The organism is Congzhengia sp., assembly GCF_037235575.1.
GTDB classification, from domain to species: Bacteria; Bacillota; Clostridia; order UBA1381; family UBA9506; genus Congzhengia; species Congzhengia minquanensis.
In genome coordinates this window covers 101834-114387 of the sequence record NZ_JAXUNN010000038.1, presented here as the reverse complement: position 1 = coordinate 114387, position 12554 = coordinate 101834, and the positions used below count along the sequence as shown (strand labels likewise).

Annotated in this window: 12 protein-coding genes and 5 tRNA genes; 4 read left to right on the top strand and 13 right to left on the bottom strand. The window is 45.3% G+C overall.

Annotated features, from left to right (window positions below; all coding sequences use genetic code 11):
* The first annotated feature begins 148 nt into the window (after positions 1 to 148).
* A complete protein-coding gene (locus tag WIG73_RS09275; RefSeq protein WP_337400275.1) occupies positions 149 to 901 on the top strand; it encodes a DUF421 domain-containing protein in 753 nt (250 codons plus the stop codon).
* Between the two features lie 37 nt (positions 902 to 938).
* Here WIG73_RS09275 and WIG73_RS09270 read toward each other — a convergent pair whose 3' ends face one another.
* The 3 genes from WIG73_RS09270 to WIG73_RS09260 form a co-directional block, all read right to left on the bottom strand.
* Entirely contained in the window at positions 939 to 1424 is a 486-nt protein-coding gene (locus WIG73_RS09270) for a GNAT family N-acetyltransferase (protein WP_337400274.1), read from the bottom strand.
* A complete protein-coding gene (locus WIG73_RS09265) occupies positions 1421 to 2107 on the bottom strand; it encodes a nucleotidyltransferase domain-containing protein (RefSeq protein ID WP_337400272.1) in 687 nt (228 codons plus the stop codon). The genes WIG73_RS09270 and WIG73_RS09265 overlap by 4 nt, the downstream gene beginning before the upstream one ends.
* A 221-nt stretch (positions 2108 to 2328) precedes the next feature.
* A complete protein-coding gene (locus WIG73_RS09260) occupies positions 2329 to 2739 on the bottom strand; it encodes a cytidine deaminase (protein ID WP_337400271.1) in 411 nt (136 codons plus the stop codon).
* Positions 2740 to 2887: 148 nt separating this feature from the next.
* Here WIG73_RS09260 and WIG73_RS09255 point away from each other — a divergent pair, with 148 nt between their 5' ends.
* On the top strand, positions 2888 to 3325 hold the full coding sequence (locus WIG73_RS09255; protein WP_337400269.1) for a DUF5684 domain-containing protein: 438 nt from the start codon (positions 2888 to 2890) through the stop codon (positions 3323 to 3325).
* 164 nt (positions 3326 to 3489) lie between these two features.
* On the opposite strand, the gene WIG73_RS09250 is transcribed toward WIG73_RS09255, so the two are convergent.
* From WIG73_RS09250 to WIG73_RS09210, 9 genes are all read right to left on the bottom strand, one after another.
* The gene (locus tag WIG73_RS09250; protein ID WP_249312763.1) at positions 3490 to 4515 is read right to left on the bottom strand and encodes a dihydrodipicolinate reductase; all 1026 of its coding nucleotides are present in this window, start codon (positions 4513 to 4515) and stop codon (positions 3490 to 3492) included.
* Between the two features lie 450 nt (positions 4516 to 4965).
* A tRNA-Cys gene (locus WIG73_RS09245) sits at positions 4966 to 5040 on the bottom strand.
* Between the two features lie 59 nt (positions 5041 to 5099).
* Positions 5100 to 5174, bottom strand: a tRNA-Gly gene (locus WIG73_RS09240).
* A 26-nt stretch (positions 5175 to 5200) separates the two neighbouring features.
* A tRNA-Phe gene (locus tag WIG73_RS09235) sits at positions 5201 to 5276 on the bottom strand.
* Positions 5277 to 5282: 6 nt separating this feature from the next.
* Positions 5283 to 5359, bottom strand: a tRNA-Asp gene (locus WIG73_RS09230).
* A 175-nt stretch (positions 5360 to 5534) separates the two neighbouring features.
* Positions 5535 to 5819, bottom strand: a complete 285-nt coding sequence (locus tag WIG73_RS09225; RefSeq protein WP_337400268.1) for a hypothetical protein — start codon at positions 5817 to 5819, stop codon at positions 5535 to 5537.
* Positions 5820 to 6208: 389 nt separating this feature from the next.
* Positions 6209 to 6284 (bottom strand) — tRNA-Val (locus tag WIG73_RS09220).
* Between the two features lie 68 nt (positions 6285 to 6352).
* Positions 6353 to 7231 carry an Hsp33 family molecular chaperone HslO gene (hslO, locus tag WIG73_RS09215; protein WP_337400267.1) on the bottom strand — a complete coding sequence of 293 codons (879 nt, stop codon included), beginning with the start codon at positions 7229 to 7231 and terminating at the stop codon, positions 6353 to 6355.
* Between the two features lie 139 nt (positions 7232 to 7370).
* Complete coding sequence (locus WIG73_RS09210) at positions 7371 to 7571, bottom strand: cold shock domain-containing protein (RefSeq protein ID WP_177678786.1); 201 nt, start codon at positions 7569 to 7571, stop codon at positions 7371 to 7373.
* Between the two features lie 180 nt (positions 7572 to 7751).
* Here WIG73_RS09210 and WIG73_RS09205 point away from each other — a divergent pair, with 180 nt between their 5' ends.
* Entirely contained in the window at positions 7752 to 8573 is an 822-nt protein-coding gene (locus WIG73_RS09205; protein ID WP_337400266.1) for an Mrp/NBP35 family ATP-binding protein, read from the top strand.
* Positions 8574 to 8716: 143 nt separating this feature from the next.
* A complete protein-coding gene (locus tag WIG73_RS09200) occupies positions 8717 to 10360 on the top strand; it encodes an L-lactate permease (RefSeq protein WP_337400265.1) in 1644 nt (547 codons plus the stop codon).
* A 146-nt stretch (positions 10361 to 10506) separates the two neighbouring features.
* On the opposite strand, the gene WIG73_RS09195 is transcribed toward WIG73_RS09200, so the two are convergent.
* The gene (locus tag WIG73_RS09195) at positions 10507 to 12534 is read right to left on the bottom strand and encodes a hypothetical protein (protein WP_337400264.1); all 2028 of its coding nucleotides are present in this window, start codon (positions 12532 to 12534) and stop codon (positions 10507 to 10509) included.
* Positions 12535 to 12554 lie beyond the last annotated feature (20 nt).

Here is a 12554-nt window from a genome sequence, read left to right as displayed (position 1 = left end):
TATAAAATAATAGACAATTGGTAATCGTTTTCATGATAAAAGAAACCACCATCTATACCGCCTTTCATATTACCAAATTCCCACTGAAAAGTCAAGAGTAAACATAAAAAATTCAAAAAAATTTTGCCCCCGCATGAAGGTGCAAAAAGTGGTTAAACTAATCAAAAACAATGAAAAGGAAATGATACCTGTGGAAATTTTAAGCGTAACCCTAACCGCCCTGCTTTCCGTTGCCGTTATGTTTATTTTGGCAAAGCTCATTGGAAACCGGGCAATTTCACAAATGAATCTATTCGATTATGTGAACAGCATCACCATCGGTTCCATTGCGGCGGAACTTGCTACGTCAGATGTTGAGAATATGTTAGACCCGCTGGTAGCTATGGTGATTTATGCCATTGCGGTGATTGTGTTTGCCCAAATTTCCTGCAAATCCTTGGGGTTTCGCCGGTTTGTGGAGGGGCGCACGATCATTTTAATGAAAAACGGAAAGATTTATAACAAAAACTTTGACAAGGCAAAAATTGACATCAACGAATTTTTAATGCAGTGCCGGCTGCTGGGATATTTTAATTTGAACGACATAAAAACCGCTGTGCAGGAGTCCAACGGAAAAATCAGTATTCTGCCAACCACTGCGGCGCGGCCTGTTAAAACCCAGGACCTAAAATTAACGCCAGCAGAAGACACCTTATACACCAACGTGATTTTAGACGGCAAGGTGCTTTCCGGCAACCTGCAAAATGCGGGCTATAACGAAGACTGGCTGAATAAAGAGCTGAAAAAACAAAACATTTCGCATATTAAAGACATTTATCTTGCCGTATGCAGCAAAAACGGTGATTTTTATGTATATGAAAAGCAAGACCGCAAAGACAAAAAAGACATGTTCGATTTATAAAAAAACAAACCGCGAATCACCCCGCGGTTTGTTTTTATCAGACAATCCTTTTTTGATAGCACACAAAATCGTGCTCAAACAAACGTGCCGTGCCAAAGCTTTGAAACCCCTCACCCTCATACAGCCGTTTTACCACCGGCTGGCCGCAGCTTGCAATGAGGCGAATGGTGTCAAACCCCTGTTGTTTGCACAGCTCTATGGCCTCTTTGAGCACCAGCCTGCTAAGGCCCTTGCCCCGCATTTGTGAAACCAGCCCGAACCGGGCGATTTCGCACGGGCGGCAGGCCGCCCCGTCCCAGGGCAAGCAGTTTAACTCTCCGTTTTCGCCTGCGGCAATTAATCCTGCGTCCCGGTGATCCATTTGAATGATATATAACGTGCCCGCGGCAATGTCCTGTTTTAAAATTTCCTCGTTCGGATAGTTCTCGTTCCAAGTGCTGTAAGGCGCATTTGCCGCTTCCCTGCACAGGGACAGCAGCTTTTTTAAATCCTTATAATCCGCTTTGTAAAATGAAATGTTCATATGTACTTCCCAACCTGTTTTGAATATTTTTGAACCATTTCGCTTGTCCACGAAAGAAGCGTTTGCGTTATGGTTTCAAACTCCGATTTTAAAAGCGTTTCGTCACTTTTTAAACGCTGTCCCGCGTCTAAAAGTTCCCGCTCTGTTTTGTCCGCAGCGGCGTAAAGCTCCGCTCTCGTTCTAAAAAACGTTCCTGTTTCACAAAACAACCTTGCGCGCATAACAAAGGCCGCCGTTTTGCATAAGCCGTTCAGCACCGCGCCGCTTTGTCCGTGCAAAAAGTTGTGGGAAGCACCGTGATAAATTCCGCACGCGCCGGCAACGGCGGCACGCACCGCCTCTTCCCGGCCGGGGGCAGGAACAAAATAGTCCAGGGAGCCAATGATCGGAACCGTGTCGTAATAAAACTGGAACAAATCTGCCCTTTCCCAGCCGGAAATCTCCTTCTCGCCCGCAACAAACCCGCAGATTTTTTCCCGATAATCCATATGGTCAATGGCCTTGCGGTACTGTTTCAAGTCGTCTGCCGTAACCTGGTCTAAAATTAAAACCACGTCAATGTCGCTGTTTTCGTCCGCTTCGCCCCGGGAATAGCTTCCCTGAATCCCCAAAAACAAAATCCGGCTGTGAAACAGACCTGTTATTTTCTCTTCATATTCTTTCAACCATTTTTCCAGATCCATGAATGGCACCTCCGTTCATAAACAATACTATACTATAAACCTTCGCCTCCTGCAACTTGTTTTATATACGTTTTATTTTTCCTGGGCCTATTATGTTTTGTGCTTTCTTACTGCAAAAAAGACGGCGACCTGGTAGAGGTAATTTGAAAAGACAAAATCCTATTAGGACTGATCGTTCTATTTGGCCTCATTTCCATGGGGATTCTTTATTATTCTGCATTTTAATGCTCCCATAAATGATCACCACCCCACCAGTTTGGTAAAAGTTCCCCCAACGTAATTGTTTTTAGGCCGTCTAGGTCTGTTAAAATTTCTATATTCGCGCTGTCCCGTCCAAGCTGCATGAAAAACTCCCGGCAGGCGCCGCAGGGGTAGCCGCAGGTTCCGTCTCTCATCACACACACCAGTTTTATGATTTTGCTTTCACCATTGGTAATCATGTTTGCAATGGCGTTTCGTTCGGCGCACATTCCAAGAGTGCAGGCCGTGTCAATGCACACGCCGGTGTAAATGTTTCCCTTTTCTGTCAGCACAGCCGCTGCCACGCCTCCGCTTTCCACAAATGGCGAGATAACCTTTGGGTTCAGCTTTTGTTTTGCCGCATTATATAATTGTTTCCAAATTTCATTCATACTGTTTCATTCCTTTCTAAACATCGTTTTACTAAAATTTTGCATAATTTTCCATACATGTTTTTGTGCATAATCACCTATTTTTTTATTATTATTGACATATTTTTATTCATATAGTATAATATCATTAAAAAAAGGAGGGGTTAAAATGTCAGATTCTGAAATTATGGCGTTTATTTTAGGTTCACTCGCAACGATAAGCATAATTGCTATCGTTTACTATGTTCTTTTAGTAATTGCGCAGTGGAAAATATTCACCAAGGCCGGGGAAGCCGGCTGGAAATCAATTATCCCGATTCTGAACGGGCACGTTCTGTATCGGATATGCTGGAAACCGTCCATGTTCTGGATATGTGTTGTTGCAGCAATTCTTGCTGGAATCTTTAACAGCATGCAAAACAGTTTGGCAGCCATTATCGCACTCATTTTGTATATTGTTGTTGCCGTTATTTCCATTCTCCAATATTTTAAGCTATCAAAAGCATTTGGGCACGGTGTGGGATTTGCAATCGGATTAATTTTATTAAACCCTATTTTTATGCTCATTCTTGGGTTTGGAAGCTCTACATATGCAGAGCATAACTGAAACAAATGAACATACAAAAAGTTTATGAAAAACGCCCGCGCAAAGCGCGGGTGTTTTTCATAACATGGAATGTCATCTTACTTGTTCTTTCAATGTCTCAGACATTGAAAATCTTTTACAATCTGTTGTTTCTCTAATGATCAAACAAGGTTTAATTATTTTTATCAACAGTAAAATTCGATTGGATAGGCTAAATACGAAATTTCATCTAATTCGTCAACAGTTACCAAACCCGACGGCGCATTTAATACACTCGGAATGCGATTGACAATAGTTGCGCATGTATGCTCAACTGTAGCAGGTTTGACTACATGAAATTCGGTATTCGGTTCGCCAATAATTTTCCAATCGCACATATCGCCATCATCGGGACCATATACCTTGCCTATGCATCTGGTTTCAATGATTGGACCTTGAAATGTTTCAGTTTCTACCACAGCCGCCATTCCAATACACTCTCCTTTAGGGATTGTTCGCTGCATTGTAGAGGAATAAACATCATCTTCCTTAAAATACGGAACACACTTTTGCGTCTGACTTTTAATTGTAAGTCCAAGCTTTGCGGCAAGGCTTTCGTTTGAGTTCCATACATAGCATGGTTCTATAGTTTCAGGATGTGCAATTTGATTTTCAAATTCATCTGCACTTAATCCTACCCCATGAGCTTTTGCCAAGGCCAAACCATAATCTTCAACATTATAGCTTACTGCGCCTTCAATTTTTTTGATACTATTACAACTCCCAGCAATCATACCGACCATGTTTATCCAGAAAGTATCCTCCATTCCGCTTCCGACAAATGTGCAGCCATGTTCTTTGGCAATAACGTCAAGAGTGTTAGCACGTACAGGGTCGGTTGTCCAACAATAGGTAGCCTCCTCGCAGGTCGAGATGACGTTGATTCCACGACTCAGACATTTAACAAAGTGTTCGTAGCAGTCACTAACCAGACTGAAAAGTGTAACAACTGCGATATCAGCATCGGTGTTGTCCAAGATTTCGTCGGCATTGCTATTGATAATCACACCCGTTTTGACACCAAGCTCTGCAAAATCACCAATATCCATTCCGACCACTTCAGGGTTTATATCAATTGCACCAACAATTTGTACTCCGTGCTCGTACATATATCGCAATGTATATTTACTCATTTTTCCGCATCCATACTGAATAGCTTTAATTTTTTCCATAAATAATACTCCTCTTTCCTTCAACAGCGCCCGCACAGCCCACGACTACGGGTTTTGCTGAAAAATCTGTACCATAACAGTTATTTGCCATTATGATGTACCAAATTTGATAAAATATACATATAGCACTGAAAAAGAACCATTTAGTTACAATTAAGTAAATTGTAAAAAGCCAACTGTCATATTTCAAACAATTGACCATATAAATTGATTGGCTGTGTAAATACATATGAAAAAGGATATATTAGATGGCTTAACCCTTCCAAAAAAAATACCTATGCGCCGCAGGCACATACTCGCGAAAAGGCGGCAGTAACTGTAAGCCGTTGCAAGCGAGCTTGCAAGTGAACAGGCATAAGCGTGCCTTTTTGCGAAAGAGGAGCGGCAGCCGATTAAGTGAAGCCGTATTTTCGCATGAAAATGCGGCGAACCAAAAGGTTCGCCGCAACGTGGAGGCGCCACCCAGATTTGAACTGGGGAATCAGGGTGTTGCAGACCCATGCCTTACCACTTGGCTATGGCGCCGTTTCATTCAATTTTGAAACTAAAATCTTGCCTTAACTTTAAGGCAAGATTTTAGTTTTTGGAGCGGAAGACGAGATTCGAACTCGCGACGTTCACCTTGGCAAGGTGACGCTCTACCACTGAGCCACTCCCGCACAATAACATCTAAAAAATAACACGGTGGTGCCTCCGGGCGGAATCGAACCACCGACACAGGGATTTTCAGTCCCTTGCTCTACCGACTGAGCTACAGAGGCATGGGTTGGCGACTCGGATGGGGTTCGAACCCACGACCTCCAGCGTGACAGGCTGGCATTCTAACCAACTGAACTACCGAGCCGCATTCAATAAAATTTTCCTGCGACTTTGTTATTATAGCATAATCATCTGGCACTGTCAAGAGTTTTTTTAATTTTTTGCCTCACAATCATAATATATGTGAAATCCGCAGTGATATTCCATGATTTTTTCAGAATTCTATGTAAGCCGCCGTATGGCGGCTTTTGAAAACACGATTACCGGCAGAAACAGCCGCCGTGGTCGAAACCGCCGCAGGAGTCGTCGACGGCTTCCTCAACAATGCGGCGCACTTCCCGAAGTGCCTCCTGTGCTTCACAGGCGCTTTCTGCTGCTTTTGCAGCAGCAGCTTCAGCCGCACAAGCGGCTTCTTTTGCTGTGCAAGCAGCTTCACATGCAGCTTTTTCAGCACGTTCTGCCATACAGGCGGCCCTTTCAGCAGCGCGGACTGCGCGCTCTAATTCGTTTCTGTTAAAATTGTTTGATCCTGAACAACAAGACATAAAATAAAACCTCCAAGATAATTGATTGGGAACAAATCCCAATATCAGTATATGTCATATTTTGTCGTTCGTGACATACATTATATCAAAAAGCGGCACGCCAAATGGCGTGCCGCAACAATGCGAACTGCTATCTTTTTTTTGCAAAGAAAAATCGGAGCAAGCAAAGCTTACTCCGATGTGGAAAGAGTGAACAATTTAGATATCTTTGCGCCGCAGGCGCATACTCGCAAAAGGTTGATAGCGCGGCGGAGGCGTGATGCCCGCGTTTACAAGGGCATAGCCACAGCAAGCGTGACCTTTTGCGAAAGAGGAGCAGCAACGGAGCATATGAAAAAATCCCACTCATTTGAGTAGGATTTTTGAATGCAGCGTAGTTTGCTGCGACGTGGTGGGCGCTACAGGGCTCGAACCTGTGACCCTCTGCTTGTAAGGCAGATGCTCTCCCAGCTGAGCTAAGCGCCCACATGTTGGTTCTAAAACCAACAAAAATTATTATACACGAAAGACAAAAGAATGTCAAGCAAAATTTTTTATTTTTTTGCTTTTTTTAAAAGCGCGTCCAACTCAAATTCAGAAAATTCATAAACTTCAGGGCAAAATCTGCATGTTACCTGGGCGCCGTGGTCTTCCTCCATCATTTTCTTCAGTTCTTCTTCTCCCAGCGAAATGAGCGCCCGCTCAATTTTCTGTCTGCTGCAGTCGCACCGGTATTCATACTCCACTTCGTCTAAATATTTAAAAAACAGGCCTGCAAAAACGCTGGTGATAATTAAATCGGCAGAAGCTCCATTTTCCAGCATAGTGGTTATAGAGTCGAGCCCTTTTACATTTTCTTCGATTAATGCGGCGGTTTCCTCGTCACAGCCCGGCATGAGCTGAACAAACAGTCCCCCCGCCTGCTTCACGCTGTAATCCGTATCCACCAAAACGCCTAAAGACACAGCCGTGGGAATTTGCTGTGACTTGGCGAAATAATAGGTAAAGTCCTCCGCAATCTCTCCCGAAACCAGCGGCACCTGCCCCACATAGGGCTCCTTTAACCCCAAATCCATGGTGACAGCCAAAGACCCCTTGCCAACTGCGCCGCCAACGTCTAACTTACCGTTCTTTTTCAACGGAAGGTCTACATCAGGATTCCCCACACAGCCTTTCACCGCGCCCCGACCGTCGGCCGTGCACACAATGGAACCCAGCGGCCCGTCCCCTTTTATAATGGCCGAAACCGTGTCCTCTTCCGACTTCATTCCGCTACCGATCAGCGCCGTCATGGTTAAGGTTCTGCCCAAAGCCGCCGTGGCAACAGGTGATGTTTGATGTATCTCAAAGGCTCTTTGCACAATGTCGCGGCTGTCAACAAAGCTCACCCGCACCAGTCCTTCTGAATCAATTGCACGTTTTATCACACTCATGTTTTTAAAACCTTTCTAAAAAATGCAAAGCCCCATAACCTTTTCGATTACGGGGCTGATTGGTATGTGTTGCATTGAATTTAAGTGTCACATATAAAAACTAAATTAGCATATATATATGAAGCCCAAAATCTGAAGATTACGCCCTTGTGACATTTGCTGCCTGGGGACCTTTTGCACCTTCAACAACTTCGAACTGTACGTCCATACCTTCGTCAAGTGTTTTAAAGCCGTCCATTGCGATCGCTGAGAAATGAACGAATACGTCTGTACCGTCTTCAGCAGCAATGAAGCCAAAACCCTTCTGTGCATTAAACCATTTCACTTTGCCTGTCTGCATTTAAGATGTTCCTCCTGAAAAAAATAAAATCTGTACATATTGCACATCATTAAATATAGCACACGCGCGCTTTAAAGTCAACCTTTTTCCAAAAAATTTAAATAATTAATTTTGTGAATGGACAAAACGTGGAAAAAATGGTATACTAAAAATAAATATAATGTGGAGGTTAGAAAACAAATGAGTGAATGTACACACGACTGCGAATCCTGCGGGCAGGATTGTTCTGAAAGAAAAACAAGCTTTTTGGAAGAACCCCACAGGCTTTCGCATATAAAAAAAGTAATCGGCGTAGTCAGCGGCAAAGGCGGCGTGGGAAAATCCTCCGTCACCTCCATGCTGGCGGTACTCACCCGGAGGGACGGGTTTAAAGCCGCAATTTTAGACGCAGACGTCACCGGCCCGTCTATCCCCAAGGCCTTTGGGCTAAAGCAAAAGGCCGCCGGAACCGAGGAGGGAATTTTGCCGGTGCGGACCAAAACCGGTATTGACGTAATGTCGATTAATTTGCTGCTGGAAAACGACACAGACCCGGTGGTTTGGCGCGGGCCGGTGATTGCAGGAACCGTGAAGCAGTTTTGGACCGATGTAATCTGGGACGATGTGGACTTTATGTTTGTGGACATGCCCCCGGGAACGGGCGACGTGCCGCTGACGGTGTTTCAGTCTATCCCCGTGGACGGGATTATTGTTGTCACCTCGCCCCAGCAGCTGGTTTCCATGATAGTGGAAAAGGCCGTGAAAATGGCGGAAATGATGAATGTGCCGGTTTTGGGAATTGTGGAGAATATGTCTTATTTTGAATGTCCCGACTGCAAGAAAAAACACGCGGTATTCGGCGAAAGCCACATTGAGGATATTGCCGCAAAATATGGAATTCAAAACATTGCAAAGCTTCCCATTACAGGGGAAATTGCCTCTGCCTGCGACAAGGGAATTGTGGAGCTTTTGGGCGCTCAATGGCTGAACGAAATGGCAGACGCCGTGGAAAATCTGCTGTAGGCGGCAGACCAATTAAAAAAATTTTGAAAAAGCAACATAAAAAACCGCTGGCTGTGAAAACTATCATTGTTTAGCCGCAGTCAGCCGCCGGAATGAAACGCTCTGTTTCCCGCGGAAAATCCGCGGCGGAATGGAGCGTTTTTATGTATGCGTTAATTGCCTTTGCACCAATTTTAATCACGCTGATTTTAATGACAATTCTGAACTGGTCTGCGAAACGTGCGCTGCCCATTGCGTGGCTGGTGGCGTGTATTGCAGGTATCTTCGCGTGGAAAATGCGTTTTGTCACCGTTGCCGCCTGTACGGTTTATGGATTTTTAAGCTCCATTGAAGTGCTGCTGGTGATTTTCGGGGCAATTTTAATTATGAACACGTTAAAATGCTCCGGCGCCATGTCTGCCATCAATCACGGTTTCACCCGCGTCAGTTCTGACAAGCGGATTCAGGCCATTATCATTTGCTGGATGTTCGGCTCGTTTATTGAAGGCGCGGCAGGTTTCGGCACGCCCGCGGCGCTGGCAGCTCCGCTTTTGGTAAGCCTGGGATTTCCGCCCCTGGCCGCAGCCACTGTGGCGTTAATTTTTGATTCTACCGCCGTTTCCTTCGGTGCGGTGGGAACGCCGGTATCTACCGCTTTAACCCAGCTGGGCACAAGCGTGGGGCCGGAGTTTGCAGGAAAGCTTTCTGTTTGGACCGCTTTGCCCCACGCGGTAATGGGTATTTTTGTTCCCTTTTTGGGGGTTGCGGTGCTGACGAAGGTGTTCGGCAAAGAAAAGTCCATAAAACCAGCGTTGGCCGTTTTGCCCTTTGCCCTCTTCTCCGGCATTGTGTTTTCTGTACCCTATGTGATTGTAGCGGCGGTGTTTGGCTATGAGTTTCCGGCACTTTTAGCGGCGCTCATTGGCCTGATTGTTACCGTGTTTGCCGCAAAGAAGAAATTTTTAGTTCCAAAAAACACCTGGGGATTTGCACCGGAAACCGAGTGGAAGCCAGACTGGCGCTCGAAAACAGAACTGGAACGGGCAAAGCCCTCCGATATGCCCTTGTGGCTGGCCTGGGCGCCCTACGTGCTGATTGCGGCCGTTTTGGTTATTACGAGAATTCCGGAGCTGGGCATAAAGAACATTATCAACACCAATGCGTCTTTCCCGTTTGTTTTTCAGTTTAACAATATTTTCGGCGTAGAGCAGTTAGATTTTTCATTAAAATGGGCCAACATTCCCGGTGTTCTGCCCTTTATCCCTGTAGCCATTTTAACCCATTTCATGCACAAAATGAGCTTAGACGAGGTGAAAACTGCCTGGATTGACACTTTCAAACAAATTGGCGGTGCGGCGGTGGCTATTATTTTCGGCATTGCCTTGGTGCAGGTGATGAAGTTTTCCGACATCAACGAAAGTGGTCTGCACAACATGATGGTAATTATGGCGGAGTTTATTTCAAACGCCGGCGCGTCTGTTTTTGTGGTGCTGTCTCCCATCATCGGCATTTTGGGTTCTTTCATATCCGGTTCAAACGCCGTCTCCAACCTTTTGTTTACCAACCTGCAGTTTGAAACTGCCCAGGCGCTGAATCTGTCCACCGTGCTGGTGGTGGCCATGCAGGTAATCGGCGGCGCCATCGGCAACGTTACCTGCATCAACAACGCCGTAGCCGTGTGCGCCACTGTGGGCACCTCCGGCGCGGAGGGAAAAATTATTAAAACAAACATTTTGCCCTCCGCCATTTATACGGTTGTTATCATCGGCATTTTTGCCCTGCTGTTTGCGGTCGGGTTCAACCCGTAAAATTTGTTTGTTGAAAACAAATTTCCGACAAAAGTATGTTAGCCGGTTCTTATAAGAACCGGCTAACATAAAATAATATTGCATTTTAAAACACTTATTTAAAGGCTCGTTTTTCAAATCCGTTGCCCACAAATCAGTTGTGTTTTTTATCTAAGCAAATCAAGGCTGTTCGAGTCTTCTAAATTTGCAATGGTCATCATCCGGTAGGCGCCGCACCAGGCAGAGAGACAGTCGTTAAAATGCCCCCGTTCCTCGCAGGTGGGACGATACTTCGTCCAGCGGCACTGAAAAAATCCCTCATTTTGGCCGCCCAACGGCCGGGTTTGACCGTGGATTTCCTGCTTCGTATCCTCTGTGATACACAAAATTGCATTGCACCACATGGCTTTGGCACGGTCGACCCACTTTTTGTCACCCGTTAGCTCTGCAAGCCGCACAAACTCTGTCACAGGGGCAGCCCCCCATGCATCTATCGCAGGGTGTTCTGCGGAGACCGCCGTCCCACCCGTGGTGTAATAGTTAAATTGGTTAAAATCACTGTCCGGTGCGCTTAACGTATCGTAAACAAACATCCATGAACAGAAATAATAGGCCGCCTTTTGGGCTGTTTCCAAAAAATGCGGCTCTTTGCTGATGTCGTAAAGCATTAATGACGACGTGATAAAGGGATACACCGTTTCCTTATCTACACAGGCGCAATCTAATGCCCCAGCCGTACAAACAAACTCGTCTATATCACGTTTGGTATAAAGTGCATGAGCATGCTTCGCGCAGATTAGATAGGCTTCGTTATGCGTTAATAGATAGGTCTCGAGCAGACCGGTTATCACAAATCCGCCGATAGAGCCGACTGTTGAAACAGGCTTTGCGTTCATCGTCCAGGTCTTTCCGAAACCTGTTTCTTCATTAAAATGGGTGCAGAAAAAGTCTGCCAGGCGAATGCAGAAGTTTAAATACTTTGGCTTGTCTGTTCCAATTTTTTGCATGAACTGATACATCCGCGCAAATTCCGCCAGCGCCCAGCCTAAATTGCACGTGTCAACCACAACATCTTTCTCTCCGTTGTAATAGTGCTGGAATTCCGTATACACCAGCCCATTTTCCAGTTGTTTTTCTGCCCAGCTGTCAAACACATTTACCGCGTTATTCAAAAGCTCTGTGTCCCCCGTTTTGTATCCGTGCCGAGCGAGCATGCGCGCATTCAGCAATCCCTGATCTGCCCAGCCAATTTCAAACCGTTCATTCCAGCGCTGAATTCGCGTATTTTCCGGGTCCTGCAAAAGCTTTGCAAGCGCACTGTCTGAAAGTTTGCCAGAATGCTGCAGGCTGTAAGTTTTCGGCGAAAAATTTGTATAAATCATTTTGTGTCCGTGGAAATCGCCCATGAGCTGACGGGCAAATGCAATTCCTAACTCCCACACGCGCTCAGGAGATTTATCCGGCGTTTTTTTATTTTTAAAAACATCAGAAACTCTATCCAACAAATTTGCCATGGCAAAGTTTTTCCATTTAGGCACACAGACAAACACAAACAAATTAAGACAAATCGTTTCACCGGGTGCAAGGTGAAAATACTGATCAAATCGCTCTGTCATCCTGTTTTTTCCTGAATAAGTCACAGGTGCTTCCGTGACCGGATGATACAGCTTGTGCATGAAAGTGCCGTCGTCTCTTTTTATGAGAGAGCAGGCGCTCTCTAAGCTATGTGCGTCGCAGTCTGACGCAAACAGCGCGGCACCGAAATTTTCGTTTTCTGACACAGTGCAGGATGGTATGCCCTCCCTGTCGTAAGCAAAGATCCAGGGCGCGCCGTCTTTTGTCAGACCTGCGGGCGATCCTCCGGCGCCAAACTGATTTCCATTATACAACACACAGGGAATTACATACTTTTCCGGCACGAAACAAGTTTTCACCGTAAATATGGATTTAAACTGTTTTGATGTGTCCGACGCATTACATATGGTTCTTGTAACGCGAAACAACCCGCCGGACAAATCTTTAATTTTATCCGCTATGCGCAACCCTTCTCCGCAAAAAGTCCTTGTGCCGCTTTCTTCTTTTTCCAGAGTTAATTCCGTCACATCTCCGCTTATCGTTTCGAGCTGTGCGTTTTCAAAAGAAAGAATCGCATGATTTTTTTCCTTAGATATCTGAAAAGTTTTATCAATAAACAATTTTATTCCTCCAATCAGAC